At 61.3% G+C, this 16,149-nt stretch carries 16 protein-coding genes; 11 read left to right on the top strand and 5 right to left on the bottom strand.

What is annotated here, in order from left to right; genetic code table 11:
• Nucleotides 1–74: 74 nt before the first annotated feature.
• The 4 genes from KEC16_RS15920 to KEC16_RS15905 are packed head-to-tail and all read right to left on the bottom strand — an operon-like array spanning nt 75 to nt 3,069.
• On the bottom strand, nt 75–791 hold the full coding sequence (locus KEC16_RS15920) for a MotE family protein (protein WP_211550731.1): 717 nt from the start codon (nt 789–791) through the stop codon (nt 75–77).
• 6 nt (nt 792–797) lie between these two features.
• Nucleotides 798–1,346 carry a DUF6468 domain-containing protein gene (locus KEC16_RS15915; protein ID WP_211550729.1) on the bottom strand — a complete coding sequence of 183 codons (549 nt, stop codon included), beginning with the start codon at nt 1,344–1,346 and terminating at the stop codon, nt 798–800.
• Nucleotides 1,347–1,350: 4 nt separating this feature from the next.
• Entirely contained in the window at nt 1,351–2,511 is a 1,161-nt protein-coding gene (gene fliM / locus KEC16_RS15910; protein ID WP_211550727.1) for a flagellar motor switch protein FliM, read from the bottom strand.
• A gap of 9 nt (nt 2,512–2,520) precedes the next feature.
• A complete protein-coding gene (locus KEC16_RS15905; RefSeq protein WP_211550726.1) occupies nt 2,521–3,069 on the bottom strand; it encodes a flagellar basal body-associated FliL family protein in 549 nt (182 codons plus the stop codon).
• A 281-nt stretch (nt 3,070–3,350) separates the two neighbouring features.
• Between KEC16_RS15905 and flgF the strand changes: the two genes are divergently transcribed.
• The 7 genes from flgF to KEC16_RS15870 all read left to right on the top strand — a co-directional run bounded on the left by flgF (nt 3,351) and on the right by KEC16_RS15870 (nt 9,520).
• Nucleotides 3,351–4,085 (top strand): flagellar basal-body rod protein FlgF, encoded by a 735-nt coding sequence (flgF, locus tag KEC16_RS15900; protein ID WP_211550724.1) that lies wholly within the window; start codon nt 3,351–3,353, stop codon nt 4,083–4,085.
• Between the two features lie 23 nt (nt 4,086–4,108).
• Nucleotides 4,109–4,894 (top strand): flagellar basal-body rod protein FlgG, encoded by a 786-nt coding sequence (flgG, locus tag KEC16_RS15895; RefSeq protein ID WP_211550722.1) that lies wholly within the window; start codon nt 4,109–4,111, stop codon nt 4,892–4,894.
• A gap of 5 nt (nt 4,895–4,899) precedes the next feature.
• The gene (flgA, locus tag KEC16_RS15890; RefSeq protein ID WP_211550720.1) at nt 4,900–5,859 is read left to right on the top strand and encodes a flagellar basal body P-ring formation chaperone FlgA; all 960 of its coding nucleotides are present in this window, start codon (nt 4,900–4,902) and stop codon (nt 5,857–5,859) included.
• Between the two features lie 20 nt (nt 5,860–5,879).
• Nucleotides 5,880–6,635: a flagellar basal body L-ring protein FlgH gene (gene flgH / locus KEC16_RS15885; protein WP_211550718.1), complete on the top strand. Its 756-nt coding sequence runs from the start codon at nt 5,880–5,882 to the stop codon at nt 6,633–6,635.
• Between the two features lie 103 nt (nt 6,636–6,738).
• Nucleotides 6,739–7,230 (top strand): J domain-containing protein, encoded by a 492-nt coding sequence (locus KEC16_RS15880; RefSeq protein ID WP_211550716.1) that lies wholly within the window; start codon nt 6,739–6,741, stop codon nt 7,228–7,230.
• 94 nt (nt 7,231–7,324) lie between these two features.
• Nucleotides 7,325–8,197 (top strand): UTP--glucose-1-phosphate uridylyltransferase GalU, encoded by an 873-nt coding sequence (gene galU, locus KEC16_RS15875; RefSeq protein ID WP_211550714.1) that lies wholly within the window; start codon nt 7,325–7,327, stop codon nt 8,195–8,197.
• An 18-nt stretch (nt 8,198–8,215) separates the two neighbouring features.
• Nucleotides 8,216–9,520 (top strand): UDP-glucose dehydrogenase family protein, encoded by a 1,305-nt coding sequence (locus KEC16_RS15870; protein ID WP_211550712.1) that lies wholly within the window; start codon nt 8,216–8,218, stop codon nt 9,518–9,520.
• Between the two features lie 88 nt (nt 9,521–9,608).
• Here KEC16_RS15870 and KEC16_RS15865 read toward each other — a convergent pair whose 3' ends face one another.
• Complete coding sequence (locus KEC16_RS15865; RefSeq protein ID WP_211550710.1) at nt 9,609–11,768, bottom strand: methyl-accepting chemotaxis protein; 2,160 nt, start codon at nt 11,766–11,768, stop codon at nt 9,609–9,611.
• Between the two features lie 230 nt (nt 11,769–11,998).
• On the opposite strand from KEC16_RS15865, the gene KEC16_RS15860 reads away from it, so the two are divergent.
• From KEC16_RS15860 to KEC16_RS15845, 4 genes are all read left to right on the top strand, one after another.
• Nucleotides 11,999–13,627 carry an alpha-D-glucose phosphate-specific phosphoglucomutase gene (locus KEC16_RS15860; protein WP_211550709.1) on the top strand — a complete coding sequence of 543 codons (1,629 nt, stop codon included), beginning with the start codon at nt 11,999–12,001 and terminating at the stop codon, nt 13,625–13,627.
• A 213-nt stretch (nt 13,628–13,840) separates the two neighbouring features.
• Nucleotides 13,841–14,212 (top strand): hypothetical protein, encoded by a 372-nt coding sequence (locus KEC16_RS15855; RefSeq protein ID WP_211550707.1) that lies wholly within the window; start codon nt 13,841–13,843, stop codon nt 14,210–14,212.
• Nucleotides 14,212–15,588, top strand: coding sequence for a phosphoglucomutase/phosphomannomutase PgmG (gene pgmG / locus KEC16_RS15850; RefSeq protein WP_211550705.1), 1,377 nt, complete (start codon nt 14,212–14,214; stop codon nt 15,586–15,588). Before KEC16_RS15855 ends, pgmG begins: the two co-directional genes overlap by 1 nt.
• A complete protein-coding gene (locus tag KEC16_RS15845) occupies nt 15,585–16,046 on the top strand; it encodes a gamma-glutamylcyclotransferase family protein (protein WP_211550703.1) in 462 nt (153 codons plus the stop codon). Before pgmG ends, KEC16_RS15845 begins: the two co-directional genes overlap by 4 nt.
• The last annotated feature ends 103 nt before the right edge of the window (nt 16,047–16,149 follow it).

Raw genomic sequence — 16,149 nt, 5'->3', positions numbered from 1 at the left:
GAGTTTGCCTAGTTAAGATAGGGAAGCGGGGTCACGCAAGGCATTTTTCACCCGTTTCACCAATAAACGAACACTTATCCACCGTTTGCCGGTTTTGGCGCCGGCATTTGACGACGCTGCGCCAGCTCGGATGTGAGGTTTCTGGCCTTGGTGGGATCCATTTCCGCCAGAATTGGCGCAACTTTCTGTTCTTTCATCCGCTCGACCACTTCGAGCATGATGGCCATTTCCAACTGCTCGAAAATTTTCGCGGCATCCTTTGGTTTCATGTTTTCATAAATCTTGACCAGGGAACGCATTTTTGAATCTTCCTGATCATTATACTGACGCAGCAAACCCTCGATGGTGCTTTGCAGCGTTTTCATTTCGGTTATTTTGCGTTCGATTTGGTTCTCGGCTGCTTTTTGCAGCGATTCGCGCCGTTCGATGTCGCGTTCACGGGCGTCCAAGGTGCCCCGGCGTTCCTGGAGTTTCTGCAACACATCCAGTTCCGTCGGGCTGAAAGCGCCGGTATCCGACGGCACCGAGGCCTGTTGCTCGGGCCGGGGGGATTGGGCCGGAGCCGGGCCGGGGGGCGTGGCGGCATTGGGCGCAGTCGGCTGGGGGGCGGCCACCGGCGGCGGCTGTTGGGCCTGCAGCTCGCCGGCAAGGCGGACGCTGGACAGGTCAAGGAAACCTTTGCGGATGTCGATGACGCGGACGGACAGCATCAGCGCCGCCACCGCGATCAGCACGGGCAGCAGGCGGATGAAGGGGGTGCGGGGTGGTTTTTGTGGGGCTGCGCGGGCCATGATGGATCACCTCATGGATTGCAGGGCGCGCAACAATTCGCGCTCGGCTTCCGAGCGTTCGTCGGCGTCTTGTTCACTGGCGGCGGCGGCGGCGGCCATGGTGGCCGCACGGGCCGAGGAATGACCGAAGCCCCCGCCCGAGGCCGGGCCGCTTGTCGCCGAAGCCGCGCCACCGGTCTGAGCGCGCGGGGCCGGCGGCGGCGCCGGGGCCGGACCGCCCTTGACTTCGGTCCGGGCTGAACGGACGGCGTTTTCCAGGCGGTTGGCCATGGTGTCGGCGCGTTCGATCATGAAGGCGAGGTCGTCGCGCAGGCTTTGCGCCTTTTCCACCCGGTCTTGCAGCGACTGGCCGGCATCGTCGGCGGCCTTGCGCAGTTTCGGGATCGAGGATTCGGCCCGCACGGTGGCTTCGTTGAAGCTGACGATGATCTTGGCCAGGTCGTCGCGATTGCGGCGCAACTGGGTCAGCCGCTGGTTCAGCATGACCGCATAGCCGATGGTGGCCACCAGCAAGACCGAGACCAACAGATCAAGAATGATCTTCCAATCCAGCATGGCCCTAACCCTTAAGCTTGTCGTCGACGCGGATGGCGATATGTTGACCCTTGCGGCCCATGCGCCCCCGAAACATGGAAACGTCGCCGCAACGCAGGTCGATGGGCGAATTGGGTTGAGCATTGAGCATGATCTTCGAGCCGACCTTCCAGGCCAGGACTTCCCGCAGTCCCATGACCTGCTCGTCCAGCACCGCTTCCATTTGTACTTCGGTCAGCCACAATTCTTCCGCCAAGTGGGTTTCCCAAATCGAGTCACGGCCGAATTTTTCACCCATGAACATCTGGAGCAACAGCTCGCGGACAGGTTCCAAGGTGGCGTAGGGCAGCAGCAATTCCAGGCGGCCGCCGCGATCTTCCATGTCGATGCGCAGCTTGGCGACGATGGCGGCGTTGCTGGGACGCGAGATGGTGGCGAAACGCGGGTTGGTTTCCAGGCGGTCGAAACGGAAGGTCACCGGCGACAGCGGGTCAAAGGCGGCCGAAAGATCGGACAGCACCACATGGACCATGCGTTCGACCAGATTGCGTTCGATGGTGGTATAGGGGCGACCTTCGATCCGCATGGCCGCGGTGCCGCGCCGTCCGCCCAGCAACACATCGACGATGGAATAGATCAAGGATGAATCGACGGTCAGCAGGCCGTAATTGTCCCATTCCTCGGCCTTGAACACCGCCAGCATGGCCGGCAGCGGGATCGAGTTCAGGTAATCGCCGAAGCGCAAGCTCAAGATGTTGTCGAGCGAAACTTCCACGTTGTCCGAGGTGAAGTTACGCATGGAGGTCGACATCATGCGGACCAGACGGTCGAACACCACCTCCAGCATGGGAAGGCGTTCGTAGGACACCAGGGCGGAATTGAGGATCGCCTGGATACCCGACTTGTCGTCGCCGTGCCCCTGGTCGTCGTCGAAGCCCAGCAGCGAATCGATTTCGTCCTGATTGAGGACGCGGGTGGAATCCTTGGGGGTGTCGTCGCCGCCGCCGCCGCCGTCGTCGTCGCCGCCCAGCATGGCTTCCCATTCGGCCGCCATGGCATCGGACTCGCCTCCGCCCTCGCCGCCGCCATCGCCGGTGTCGTCACCGGCCATGGCAGCCCATTCCTTCATCAGGGCTTCTTCGTCGTCCGTCGTGCGGTTTTCGCCGCCGTCTTCATCCATCGCCATGTGGTTCGCCTATTGGACCAGCATCTCGCGGAACAACACATCATTGACCTTGACCGGCTTGACCGCCGCTTGTACCCGGGTCAGCAATTCCTCGCGCAGAAGGTGCATGCCGGCGGCGCCTTGCAGATCCTCGACCCGCAATTCGCGCAGGTAGACCTGGAACGCATCGACGATGCGCGGCAGAACCTGCACCACCTTGGGTTCATCCAGCGGACTTTCCAGCTCAAGCGCCACCAAAATCTTCAGAAATGACTGCTTGCGACCATTGCTTTGCAGGTTCACCAGCATTTCCGGCAAGTTGTAGAACACCGCCGGTCCCACCGTCTTGGGGCCGTCGGCCCTTGGCGCTTCGTGCGCGGCTTCCTCTTTGTGTTCGCCCTTGCCCATCAGGCCGTCGAGCACGCCCGAGAAGAACAGACCGGCGCCCGCACCCAGCAGCAGCAAGATGGGCAGCACGATCAGCAGAATTTTTTTGATGGGAGACTTTTTCGATCCCGATGGCGGCAGGTCCTCTAGACCTTCGCCTTCGTCGAAATCTTCTTCCAGGTCTTCGGCCATTTTTCCCCGCCTGACGGTAAATGTGTCCACGCATGCGTTCGCGGTCGGCCGCACACCCGGACCTCTAAACTACGCCTTGCGGGGTTAACAGAACGTTGCCCCCAGGCCCAGCCGCACCCCGGACCATAGCCAGAGCCGGGCCAAGCGGCAATATCTGCCCGGCAGGGGCTGCCCGTGAACCGGCGAGAAAAAACAAGAATGGCGGAAATCCGCCGATATCCGCAGTTGGCATGGGCTGTGCAAGATGGATTGCCGAACGTTTTCTCGACAGGTATTCGATCATGGAAAACACATCATACATCGCGCTATCACGTCAGAACGCCCTGTGGCGTCAGCTCGACGTCATCGCCGGCAACATGGCCAATGCCAATACGCCGGCGTACAAAAGCGAGCAGATGATGTTTCGCGAATACCTGATGGACACCCGTTCCAGCGATCGGGCCAAAGGCACCAAGTTGTCCTATGTCCAAGACGTTGGCTTGCTGCGCGATACCCGCGAAGGCGCCTTCACCAAGACCGACAATCCGCTGGACCTGTCCTTGCACAATGACGGTTTCTTCCAGATCGAGACCGAAGCCGGCATGCGCTACACCCGCAACGGCCATTTCCGTCTCGACGAAGGCGGCATGCTGGTCAATTCCCAGGGCCAGGCGGTGATGGATTCCGGCGACAACCCGATCATTTTGGCCCCGAACGAGGCCAATATCACCATTACCCCCGACGGTTCGGTCTCGACCGAGAACGGCATCGTCGCCAAGCTCAAGGTGGTGCGCTTCGCCAATGATCAAGACATGCGCAAGATCGGTGACAGCCTGTACGAGACCACCCAAGACCCGGAAGTCGTCGCCCGACCCAGCATCATCCAGGGGATGATGGAGGAGTCCAACGTTCAGCCGGTGCTTGAAATCACCAAGATGACCGAGGTTCTGCGCCAGTATCAATCGTTGCAGAACATGTTGGAAAAAGAACACGAACGGCAGATGAAGGCGATGGACGTCTTCGTTTCCCGTAATTAATGCCCGTTTGAGGAGTAAGAGAGATGCGTTCGCTCAATATCGCCGCCACGGGCATGCTGGCCCAACAGACCAACGTCGAAGTCATTTCGAACAACATCGCCAACATGAACACCACCGCCTATACCAAGCGGCGGCCGGAATTCAGCGATCTTTTGTACCAGAACCTGCGCCGCGTCGGCGCCGCGTCGTCCGATGCCGGCACCATCGTGCCGACCGGCGTGCAATTGGGCCTGGGCGTGAAGACCACGGCGGTGTATCGCATCACCGAGCAGGGATCGGTGCAATCCACCGACAACACCTTGGACGTGGCCGTCCAGGGCAAGGGCTATTTCCGCATCCAGTTGCCCTCGGGCGAGACCGCCTATACCCGTGACGGTTCGTTCCAATTGTCCGACCAAGGCCAGATCGTCACCCACGAAGGCTATACCGTTCTACCCGGCATCACCGTGCCGTCCAACGCGGTGGGCGTGTCCATCAACGCTTCGGGTCAGGTGATGGTCAAGACCGACGGCTCCATCGACCAAAGCATCGTCGGCCAGCTGCAATTGGCCAATTTCGCCAACGAAGCCGGTCTGGAAGCCCGTGGCGACAATTTGTTCATGGAAACCCCGGCTTCGGGCGGCGTGCTGACCGGCAATCCCGGTTCGCCCGGCTATGGCACGCTGTTGCAGGGGTATCTGGAAACCTCGAACGTCAACGTGGTGGCCGAAGTCACCAACCTGATCAGCGCCCAGCGCGCCTATGAAATGAATTCGAAGGTCATTCAGACCTCGGATGAAATGATGTCCACCATCAACCAGCTCAAGTGAGGCGTATGATGAAGCGCTTCTTCGCCACCGTGCTAATCCTCGCCGCTTCGGCCGCCCAGGTTTGGGCCGCTGATCTGCCGGTCACCCTCAAGGCCAATGCCTCGGTCCAGGGCGACGTGGTCAAATTGGGCGATCTGTGGGAGAACCTGGGGGCCAAGGCCGACGTGGTCCTGGCCGGAGCGCCGCAATTGGGCAAGCGCATCGTCGCCGATGCCCGTTGGCTGGCTGCCGTTGCCCAGGCTAACGCCATCGACTGGCAGCCGGCCTCGGCCTTTGACCGCATCGTCATCGAACGCGCTGGCCAGATGGTTGATGTTCGCCTGATCGAGGTGGAATTGCGCGACGCCCTGGCGATGGAAGGGCTGACCGGCGCCTTCGACATGGAAGTTTCCAACCGCTCGGCGCTGAATATCACGGTGCCGGCCGAAGGCTCGAACATGATCGCCGTGCGCGATGTGGTGCTGGATGTGCGCAACAATCGTTTCGCCGCCACCATTGAAGTGCCCGCCGATTCGCCCAATGCGGTGCGCCAGCGGGTCAACGGCCGAGTGTTCCAGGTCGCCCGGGTGCCGGTGTTGTCGCGGGCCATGAATCGGGGCGACGTGATCGCGGAAAGCGACATCAAGTGGATTGAAATCCGCGCCGACGTGGCGCGTCGCGACATCATTGTCGATGCCGACCAGATCATCGGCCAGGAACCCCGCAATCCGGTCCGGGCTGAAACCCCCTTGCGCACCAACGAGTTGCGCCGTCCGGTGCTGGTCGATCGCAACGCCTTGGTGACCGTGGCCCTGCGCACGCCGTTCATGTCGCTGACCACCCAGGGCAAGGCCCAGGAAGCGGGCGGCAAGGGTGACGTCATTCGTATCACCAATCTGCAATCCAAGCGCACGGTGGAAGCCGTCATCGAGGGCCCCGGCCTGGTTTCGGTGACCCCTGGCGGCCCCCGCCTGCTGTCCAACTAATCCGCTGACAGGAGCGTCCCATGATTTCCCGCATCCTTCTCCGCACCACCGTAATCGCTTTGGCCGTGGGATCCCTGTCCGCCTGCAACGCGCTGTCGCGGCTGTCGGAAGTCGGCTCTGGCCCCACCGTTTCCAAGATCGAGGACCCGACACAAAGAGCCGGCTATCAACCGGTGGCCATGCCGATGCCGCAGCCGGTGGCGCCGCCGCAAAACGCGAATTCGTTGTGGCGTCCGGGCTCGCGCGCGTTCTTCAAGGACCAGCGGGCCAAGGAAATCGGCGATATCCTGACCGTGGCGGTGGCGCTGAGCAACGAAGGGGCCAGCTTCAACTCGACCCTGACGCGGTCGCGGGCTTCGTCCGAGGATGCCGGCATCACCGGTCTGTTGGGCTTCGAGAATTCGCTGAACAAGATTTTGCCCGATGCGGTCGATCCGACCAATCTGGTGGGCACCACCGGGGCCAGCACCAACACCAATGCCGGCACCACCGGCCGCGCCGAAAGCCTGACCGTCAAGCTGGCGGCGGTCATCACCCAGGTGCTGCCCAACGGCAATCTGGTGATTTCCGGCAAGCAGGAGATCCGGGTCAATTACGAAATGCGCGAATTGAACGTCCAAGGCATCATCCGGCCCGAGGATATTTCGTCGTCCAATTCGGTGACCTACGACAAGATCGCCGAAGCCCGCATCTATTACGGGGGCCGCGGCGTCAATTCCGACCTGACCCAGCCCCGCTATGGCCAGCAATTGCTGGACGTGATCCTGCCGTTCTGATGATCGCGGATATCCCGGTGGGCAAAAAACGCCCACCGGGAAAAGGCGGAAATTTTTGCCGGGATGCTTGATCCCGGCTTTTCGCGCCTATAATGCTCATCACATGATCATGCCGCTTCTCATTGTCCTTGGGCTTGTCGTCGTCGCTTGGCTGTTGTTCGGCTGGCTGAAACGCGTCCATCCGCGCCATGCCGCCAAGGTGATGACGGCCTTTGGCCTGGCGGCGTTGGTGGTCGCTGGCGTTTGGCTGGTCCTGACCGGCAAGCTGGCCGGTCTGGCCGCCATCGGCGCCGGGTTGGCGCCGTGGTTGGGGCGGGCGGTCAAGCTGCATTCCGTTTGGAAAAGTGCGCGCGACTTCCTTGGTCAGCGGCAGAATGCGCCACCGCCGCCGCCGCCGCCGCCACCGACGCCGCGGCCAAGCAATGGCATGAGCGTGGAAGAAGCGCGCGAGGTTCTGGGGGTTGACGCCAATGCCGACACCGCCGCCATAAAATCCGCCCATCGCCGGCTGATGGAAGCCAATCATCCCGACCGTGGCGGTTCCAACTGGATTGCCTCGCGCCTTAATCAGGCCCGCGACCGCTTGTTGTCGTGAACCATTCAGCGGCGTTGCTTCCGGCGCGGGGCCATGGCAAAACATCGACCATCCGCATTTTCACTGTGGATTAACGATCTCCAAGGAGCTCTTCATGGCACGTCGCATTCGCAAGGCTGTGTTTCCCGTTGGCGGCATGGGCACCCGTTTCCTGCCCGCCACCAAGGCGATGCCCAAGGAAATGTTGCCGGTGGTTGACAAGCCGCTGATTCAATATGCCGTCGAAGAAGCCGCCGCCGCCGGTTGCGAGCATTTCATCTTTGTCACCGGGCGCGGCAAGAACGCGCTGGAAGATCATTTCGATCACAATCCGGAACTGGAACGCACGCTCAAGGAGCGCGGAAAGTTCGATCTGGTCGAAGCGGTGACCAGCTGGATGCCGAAATCCGGGCAAATGAGCTATACCCGCCAGACCGAGCCGCTGGGCCTGGGCCATGCCGTCTGGTGCGCCCGCGATCTGGTGGAGGATGAACCCTTCGCCGTATTGCTGCCCGACGATCTGATCTTGGCCAAGACCGCCTGTCTGAAGCAGATGGTCGCCGTGCACACCGAAGTGGGCGGCCATGTGGTCGCCGTCACCGACGTCCCGCGTGAGCACACCAAGCGCTACGGCATCTTGGACGTGGAACACGATAACGGCCGCATCGCCAAGGCCCGTGGTCTGGTGGAAAAGCCCGAGCCCGAGGTGGCGCCGTCGACCCTGTCGATCATTGGCCGCTATATCTTGCATCCGGCGGTGTTCGACGTGCTCGACAAAAAAGAAAAAGGCGCGGGCGGTGAGATTCAGCTGACTGACGCCATCAGCCAGACCATCGGCATGGTTCCGTTCCATGGCTTGCGTTTCGATGGGCAGCGCTTCGATTGCGGCGACAAGGTTGGTTGGTTGGAAGCCAATATCGCTTTCGCCCTTGATCGCGAGGATATCGGGGATTCCGTGCGCGAAGCCCTGGCTAAGTACAAATTCTAACCTTAAGGATCGCACTTCATGCGTATCGCCATGATCGGCACCGGCTATGTGGGGCTGGTGTCGGGAACCTGTTTCTCGGAATTCGGCATTGACGTGGTTTGCGTCGACAAGGACGCCCGCAAGATCGAATTGCTGCACGAAAACGTCATGCCCATCTACGAACCGGGCTTGGACGAATTGGTCGCCGACAATGTGAAAGCCGGGCGGCTGTCCTTTACCACCGACCTTAAGGCGGCGGTCAAGGATGCCGACGCGGTGTTCATCGCCGTCGGCACGCCGTCGCGGCGCGGCGATGGTCACGCTGATTTATCCTATGTCTATGCCGCGGCCGAGGAAATCGCCGATGCCATGACCGGCTATACCGTGGTGGTGACCAAGTCGACCGTGCCGGTGGGCACCGGCGACGAGGTCGAGGCGATTATCCGCAAACGGCGGCCCGATGCTGAATTCGACGTGGTCTCCAACCCGGAATTCCTGCGGGAAGGCTCGGCCATCAACGATTTCATGCGGCCCGATCGCGTGGTCATCGGCACCGAGGCGGACCGCGCGCGCGCGGTGATGAAGCAGCTTTATCGGGTGCTGTACCTGATCGAGACGCCCATCGTCTTCACCTCGCGCCGGACCTCGGAACTGATCAAGTATGCCGGCAATACCTTTCTGGCGACCAAGATCACTTTCATCAATGAAATCGCCGATCTGTGCGAAAAAGTCGGCGCCAACGTCCATGACGTGGCCAAGGGCATCGGCCTGGACGGCCGCATCGGCAAGAAGTTCTTGCATCCCGGTCCCGGTTACGGCGGCTCGTGCTTCCCCAAGGACACCCTGGCCCTGGTCAAGACCGCCCGCGATTTCGGCGCGCCGTTGCGCATCATCGAAACCGTGGTCGATGTCAACGATAAGCGGAAGAAGGCCATGGCCGACAAGGTCGTCGCCGCCTGTGGCGGCTCGGTGTCGGGCAAGACCATCGCCGTGCTGGGTCTGACCTTCAAGCCCAACACCGACGACATGCGCGATAGCCCGTCCCTGGACATCGTTCCGGCGCTCAAGGCGGCCGGCGCCATCGTCAAGGCTTTCGATCCCGAAGGGATGGAAGAGGCCAAGAAGTTGCTGCCGGACATCACCTATTGCGATGATTCCTATGACACCTTGGCCGGCGCCGATTGTTTGGTTCTGGTCACCGAATGGAATGAATTTCGTGCCCTTAACCTGTCCAAGGTGAAAGCGGCGCTGAAATCCCCGGTGGTGATCGATCTGCGCAATGTTTACGATCCGGCGGAAATGCGCGAAACGGGTTTCGAGTATATCAGCATTGGCCGGCCCTGATCTTCTTGGGGTTCGGTAAAAATCAAGGGGGCGCTCCATCGGAACGCCCCCATTTTTCATGCCGAGACGATAATCAGTACGCCTATGCTTAGGCGGCCCGGATTTCAGCCAGGAAGCCGCGGACTTCGTCGGCCAATTGTTGGGATACCTGTTGCAGGGTTTGCGCCGCGCCGGTGACCTGATCGGCCATCAGCTTGGTTTCTTCCGCCGCGCCGGCAACGATGGAGACGTTTTCCGCCGCATGGTGGGTGCCTTCGGCCGCTTGAGAAACGCTGCGGGCGATTTCCATGGTGGCGGCGCCTTGTTCTTCCACCGCCGCCGAGATGGCCGATGACAATTCGTTGATGTTCTCGATGGTGCCGGTGATGGCGCGGATGGCGTCCACCGCGATGCGGGTTTCCGATTGGATGCCGGCGATTTGGCTGCCGATTTCATCGGTGGCCTTGGCCGTCTGATTGGCCAGCGACTTGACTTCGTTGGCGACCACGGCGAAGCCTTTGCCGGCGTCACCGGCTCGTGCCGCCTCGATGGTCGCGTTCAGCGCCAACAGATTGGTTTGGCTGGCAATGTCATTGATCAGCTTGACCACTTCACCGATGCGGGTGGCGGCTTCCGACAGGCCGCGCACCACGGTATCGGTCTTGCCGGCCTGTTCCACCGCGTCGCGGGAAATCACGGCGGCGTGCGAGACCTGACGCGAGATTTCATCCACCGACGACGACAATTCATGGGTCGCCGCCGATACCGCCTGAACATTGCCGGTGACTTGGCCGGTCAGGGCGCTGACGTTGTCGGCCTGCACCATGGTCTGATCGGCATTGCCCGACAGGGTTTGCGAATTGCCGAGCAAGTTGTCCGCCGACATCTGGATCAACTCGACGATGTTGGCGACACGGTTGTCCAAGGATTGGGCGAGACGTTCCATCTCGTCGTGACGCTTGCGCTCGGCTTGGATCTCGGTTTCCTGGGTTTCCAGCCGACCGTATCCCAGCTTGGCCTTGGTGGCGCGCAGCAGGGCGTTCATGGCGTCGAATTCCATCACCGTGGCCGGCGGAATTTCATAGGCCAAGTCGCCACGGGCGATCGCGTCGAAATGCTTCTCCATGATGGTCATGGGCCGGCGGACGAAGCGCAGCAGCCAAGTCCCCAGCAGAAGGGCCAAGACGACGGAGATGATCAGGGCGCCGATCACCAGCATGGCCGCGTGGTCCAGTTCGGTGGTGGCGGTCTCGTGGGTGTGCTGGGCGTCGATCTGCTGATAGCGCATCAGCTTTTCTTGGGCGGCAGAGGCGGCCTTGAATTTCGGTCGCGCGGTGGCGCCGATAAAGTGGCCCAAGGCTTCCGCATCCCCCTTGAGGGCCAGATCCATGGCAGGGCGTAACCCGCTGGCGATGAAATCAGCCCGCTTTTGGTTGAAATCGGTGGCCAAGGCGTGTTCGTCGGCCGGGTGCTCACCGGATGCATAGGCATCCCAGTTCTGATTGATCTGGCTGATATTGTCTTCCATGCGCTTGGCGCGGTCGGGCATGGACTGCCACGTGACGTTGGTCAAAAGCTGAATTTCGGCCGCCAGGATATTTTCAAAATTGTCCTGCATCAGTCCGGCGACAGAGGCAAGCCGAAGCAAGGCCACGGTATTATCCCGGTACAGGCTTTCGACATTGTCCTTCAGCTCGTTCATTCCGGCGAGGCCCAGGCCGCCGACCACGGCGACGGTGGCGATCATGGTGGTCAGAACTCCGGCCATGCGGCCGCGGATGCTGGCGGCAAAGATCTTGCCGCGGGCGGCCAAACCGGTCTCTATCACTCGACCGTCGCGCATGGCCAGCCCATGCGCCGTGCCATTGCGAAAACGGGCATAAACGGCGTCGGTTGCCGCCACCTGCTCCCGCGTCGGTTTGGTGCGGATCGAAACATAGCCGGTGATCCGGCCATTTTCGACGAAGGGGGTGACGTTGGCGCGGACCCAATAAAAGTCACCGTTCTTACACCGGTTTTTGACCAAGCCTTCCCAGGGGCGCCCGGCCTTGACGGTCGCCCACAGGTCGGCGAAGGCTTCTTTGGGCATGTGTGGGTGGCGGACCATATTGTGGGGCTGGCCGATGAGTTCGTCTCGGGTGAAGCCGCTGATGTCGATGAAGGCCTGATTGACGAAGGAAATATTTCCATCGGTATCGGTCCGCGAGACCAGCATCGCGTCGTCGGAGATGACGATTTCATGATTGGTGACAGGTTCATTGACACGCATGGCGACCCCGAACAGACGTTGCATACTTTGGTTTTATAAGCTTGACCAATTCAGTCGGGAATTCAACCTTATTATTTATATGGGATGCACGTTTTTGCCGATTTTTGAACGGCTTATGAATGTGGGGGTGAAATCTGGTGACATGGTTGCATTTGTGCCACCTTTCATTGACACAATGGTTCGGTTCGGCCATCAACCATTCACGCACCAGCCGCCAAGGGAGCCCCCGCATGCCTGTCATCACCACCGTCGCCACCACTTCGTTCGAAGGGCAAAAACCGGGGACTTCGGGATTGCGCAAGAAGGTTCGGGTCTTCCAGCAGCCGCATTATCTGGAAAACTTTGTTCAGGCGATTTTCGATTCCATCGGTGACGGAACCGGCAAGACCATTGTCGTTGGCGGGGATGGTCGTTTCTTCAATCGCACCGCGATTCAAGTCATCTTGAAGATGGCCGCCGCCAACGGCTATGCCCGCGCCCTGGTCGGCCGGGGCGGCATTCTTTCGACTCCGGCGGCGTCTTGCGTGATCCGCAAATACCAGACCTTCGGCGGTATCATCTTGTCGGCCAGCCACAATCCCGGCGGACCGGACGAAGATTTCGGCATCAAGTACAATATTCCGGCCGGCGGCCCGGCCCCGGAAGCGGTGACCGAGGCGATTTTCGCCCGCACCCAGGATATCCGCGAATACCGCATCGCCGAAGTCGGTGATGTCGATCTGGATCAGCTGGGCGAGCAGAACCTTGCCGGCATGATGGTGCAGGTCTTCGACCCGGTGGCCGATTACGCCGAACTGATGGCCAGTCTGTTCGATTTCGCCGCCATCCGCGCTTTGTTCGCCGGCGGCTTTCGCATGAAGTTCGACGCCATGCACGCGGTGACCGGCCCCTATGCCACCGCCATTTTGGAAACGGCGTTGGGGGCGCCGGCCGGCACGGTGATGAACGGGGTGCCGTTGGAAGATTTCGGACACGGCCATCCCGATCCCAATTTGGTCCACGCCCATGATCTGGTCGAAGCCTTGTTCGGCGCCGACGCCCCCGATTTCGGCGCCGCCAGCGATGGCGACGGCGACCGCAACATGATCTTGGGGCGGGATTTTTACGTGACGCCGTCGGATAGTTTGGCGGTGCTGGCCGCCAACGCCACCTTATGTCCGGGCTATGCCCAGGGTCTGGCCGGCATCGCCCGCTCCATGCCGACCAGCGCCGCCGCCGACCGCGTCGCCGCCGGCTTGGGCATTCCCTGTTACGAGACGCCGACCGGCTGGAAGTTCTTCGGCACGCTGTTGGACGCCGGCAAGGCGACCTTGTGCGGCGAGGAAAGCTTCGGCACCGGCTCTGATCACGTGCGGGAAAAAGACGGATTGTGGGCGGTGCTGATGTGGCTGAACGTGCTGGCGGCACGCCGCCAGCCGGTGGCCGAGATCGTGCGCGACCATTGGGCCAAATATGGCCGCAACGTCTATTCCCGCCACGATTACGAAGGCATCGACACGGCGGCGGCCAATGGCCTGATGGCGCATCTGCGCGGGCTTGAGCTGAAGGGGCAACAGCTGGGCGGCTATGGCGTCGCCTTCAACGACGACTTCGCCTATACCGATCCGGTGGACGGTTCGGTCAGCACCAAGCAGGGCATCCGCATCGTCTTTGACGATGGTTCCCGCATCGTCTTCCGCCTGTCCGGCACCGGCACCGAAGGCGCCACCTTGCGCGTCTATATCGAACAGTTCCAGCCCGATCCGGCGCTGCATCACCTTGATCCGCAGGTGGCCTTGGCTGATCTGATCAAGATCGCCCGTGATGTCGCCGAGATCGAGGCCCGGACCGGGCGGACTGAACCGACGGTGATCACCTAGTTTTTTGAACCACAGAGACACAGAGGCACAGAGAGGCTGTTCGGGTGGGAAGGCCGGCGTGTGCCGTCTGATAAAATCTCTCTGTGCCTCTGTGTCTCTGTGGTCTACCTTTCCCGCCATGTCCGCAAAGACGGGCATCCAGGAATCACCCCGAGGCAAGCGTGCCCCCCTGGGCCACTGCCTGCGCAGGGGTGACAGAGCGCGGGGAGAGAGATGAGCGAGGTTCTCGATCAAGCGGCGGCTTGGGCGACAATCCTGGGGTTTGTCATCGCGGCTGGTTCGGTCGCGGGAATCGCCTTTCAGGCTTCACGCTACATGGCCGTGCGCAATGCAGATTTGCGGCAACGAGAGTTCGAGAACTACCATCGGCTCCTCCACGATCTTGCCACTGGTTTTGACGGCAAGGGGAAAATGGTCAGTCAGATGGCGATCATCTTTGAACTACGTAACTATCCTTCATATGCACAGATGTCGATCAAAGTTCTTAAAAAACTTCAAGATGATTGGAAAGATAGTGGAAAGCCTGAGCTTCTCGACGAACTCGTCTCTACCATAAATTTTTTGAATAAACGAAAGTCACAGTGATGACCCACACCTTCCACCCCACCATCCTGCGCGAATACGACATTCGCGGCATCATCGGGGAAACCCTGTCGGCGGCGGATGCCCAGGCCATCGGCGCCGCTTTTGGCACCCGCGTGCGCGCCAATGGCGGCTCGCTGGTGTGTGTCGGCTGGGATGGCCGGCTGTCATCGCCGCAACTGGCCGATGCCGTGGTTGCCGGGTTGATGGAGAGCGGCTGCGCCGTGCGCAAAATCGGACGCGGCCCAACCCCCATGCTGTATTACGCCGCCAAGGCGCGCGGCGCCGATGGCGGCATCATGGTGACCGGCAGCCACAACCCGCCCAACCATAACGGTTTCAAGATGGTGTTGGCGGGAAAACCGTTTTTCGGCCCTGACATCAAGGATTTGGGGCGGATCGCCGCCAGTGGGGCTTATGCCGCCGGTTCGGGGTCGGTCCGCGATGACGATGTCGCCGATGAATACGCGGCTCGGCTGGCGCATGATTTCGACGGTCAGCGCGGTCTTCGCGTGGTTTGGGATTGCGGCAATGGCGCTGCCGGCGAAATCTTGGGCAAGTTGGTGCGTTTGCTGCCGGGTGAACACACCATTTTGTTCGGCGATATCGACGGCAGTTTTCCCAATCATCACCCGGACCCGACCGAGCCGCACAATCTGATCGACCTGCAACAGGCGGTGGCGGCCCGGCGCGCCGATATCGGCATCGCCTTTGACGGCGATGGCGACCGCATCGGCGTGATTGATGGGCTGGGGCGGATTTTGTGGGGCGACCAGATTCTGGTGATCCTGGCCGAGGATCTGCTCAAGACCCATCCCGGCGCCACCATCATCGCCGACGTCAAGGCATCGAAAGCGTTTTTCGACGAAGTGGCCCGCTTGGGCGGCAATCCGGTGATGGGCCGCACCGGCCATTCATTGATCAAGACCCAGATGGCCGAGATCGGCGCGCCCTTGGCCGGGGAAATGAGCGGCCATATCTTTTTCGCCGACCGCTATTACGGCTTTGACGATGCGTTGTATGCCGCCGTGCGGCTGTTGGGGATCATTGACCGCTGGCCCGAAATGACCCTGGCGGCGCGCAAGGATGCGCTGCCCCATTTGGTCAATACCCCGGAAATGCGTTTTGACTGCGCCGAGGAGCGCAAGTTCCAGGTGGTTGCCGAAGTGCGCGACCGGCTGGCGGCCGAAGGCGCCAACGTCAATTCCATTGACGGCGTTCGCGTCGATACCGCCGATGGCTGGTGGCTGCTGCGGGCGTCCAATACCCAGGCGGTGTTGGTGGCCCGCTGCGAAGCGGCGGACGAGGCCGGGCTGACCCGGCTGCGGGCGGTGCTTGAAGCGCAACTCACTGCAAGCGGGGTAACGTTGCCGGCATGAATCTGTTCTTTTTCGGCACCCTGATGGACGAAGAGGTGCGGGCCATTGTCTGCGGCCGTGCCGTCCTGGTGCGGCCGGCATTGCTGCGCGGCTGGCGGCGTCCGCATGTGGCCGGGCGGCACTATCCCATGTTGGTCCAGCAGCCGGGGGGCCGGATTGCCGGGGTGGTGGCGGAAGATGTCGAGGCGGAGAGTGTACGGCGCCTGCAAATTTACGAAGGGTGGGAATACGAATTGCAGCCGTTTCGGCTGGAAACCGCGACCGGTCCCGTGGCCGCCCACATCTTCGTCTGCCCGCCCGGCATCACCTCGGCCGCGCCGGAATGGCGGTTGGAGCGCTGGCAATTGCGGCACAAGCGGGCGTTTCTGCCGGAATTGCGCCGGCAGATGACGCGCGCGCTGAGCGATGATGGTCTGCGCAGTCGCTCGGCCGGGCAAAGGTTGTGGCCGGGGGCCTAAGACCGGCCCGCATCGAAGGCATCAGGCTTTAGCAGGGTGCGGAAAAAGGCGTGTTCGCGCCCCCTTTCCCCGTCGGTCCGAAGCGTTCAGCGGCGTCGACGAG

This window comes from Magnetospirillum sulfuroxidans (assembly GCF_018224925.1).
GTDB classification, from domain to species: domain Bacteria; phylum Pseudomonadota; class Alphaproteobacteria; order Rhodospirillales; family Magnetospirillaceae; genus Magnetospirillum; species Magnetospirillum sulfuroxidans.
The sequence above is the reverse complement of the archived record's forward strand: the minus strand, read 5'-3'. Positions and strand labels throughout refer to the sequence as shown.

Excerpts from the sequence above, each read along its gene's own strand:
- KEC16_RS15920 (WP_211550731.1), bottom strand. The coding sequence starts at position 791 with ATGGCCCGCGCAGCCCCACAAAAACCACCCCGCACCCCCTTCATCCGC.
- KEC16_RS15915 (WP_211550729.1), bottom strand. The coding sequence starts at position 1,346 with ATGCTGGATTGGAAGATCATTCTTGATCTGTTGGTCTCGGTCTTGCTG.
- fliM (WP_211550727.1), bottom strand. The coding sequence starts at position 2,511 with ATGGCGATGGATGAAGACGGCGGCGAAAACCGCACGACGGACGACGAA.
- KEC16_RS15905 (WP_211550726.1), bottom strand. The coding sequence starts at position 3,069 with ATGGCCGAAGACCTGGAAGAAGATTTCGACGAAGGCGAAGGTCTAGAG.
- flgF (WP_211550724.1), top strand. The coding sequence starts at position 3,351 with ATGGAAAACACATCATACATCGCGCTATCACGTCAGAACGCCCTGTGG.
- flgG (WP_211550722.1), top strand. The coding sequence starts at position 4,109 with ATGCGTTCGCTCAATATCGCCGCCACGGGCATGCTGGCCCAACAGACC.
- flgA (WP_211550720.1), top strand. The coding sequence starts at position 4,900 with ATGATGAAGCGCTTCTTCGCCACCGTGCTAATCCTCGCCGCTTCGGCC.
- flgH (WP_211550718.1), top strand. The coding sequence starts at position 5,880 with ATGATTTCCCGCATCCTTCTCCGCACCACCGTAATCGCTTTGGCCGTG.
- KEC16_RS15880 (WP_211550716.1), top strand. The coding sequence starts at position 6,739 with ATGATCATGCCGCTTCTCATTGTCCTTGGGCTTGTCGTCGTCGCTTGG.
- galU (WP_211550714.1), top strand. The coding sequence starts at position 7,325 with ATGGCACGTCGCATTCGCAAGGCTGTGTTTCCCGTTGGCGGCATGGGC.
- KEC16_RS15870 (WP_211550712.1), top strand. The coding sequence starts at position 8,216 with ATGCGTATCGCCATGATCGGCACCGGCTATGTGGGGCTGGTGTCGGGA.
- KEC16_RS15865 (WP_211550710.1), bottom strand. The coding sequence starts at position 11,768 with ATGCGTGTCAATGAACCTGTCACCAATCATGAAATCGTCATCTCCGAC.
- KEC16_RS15860 (WP_211550709.1), top strand. The coding sequence starts at position 11,999 with ATGCCTGTCATCACCACCGTCGCCACCACTTCGTTCGAAGGGCAAAAA.
- KEC16_RS15855 (WP_211550707.1), top strand. The coding sequence starts at position 13,841 with ATGAGCGAGGTTCTCGATCAAGCGGCGGCTTGGGCGACAATCCTGGGG.
- pgmG (WP_211550705.1), top strand. The coding sequence starts at position 14,212 with ATGACCCACACCTTCCACCCCACCATCCTGCGCGAATACGACATTCGC.
- KEC16_RS15845 (WP_211550703.1), top strand. The coding sequence starts at position 15,585 with ATGAATCTGTTCTTTTTCGGCACCCTGATGGACGAAGAGGTGCGGGCC.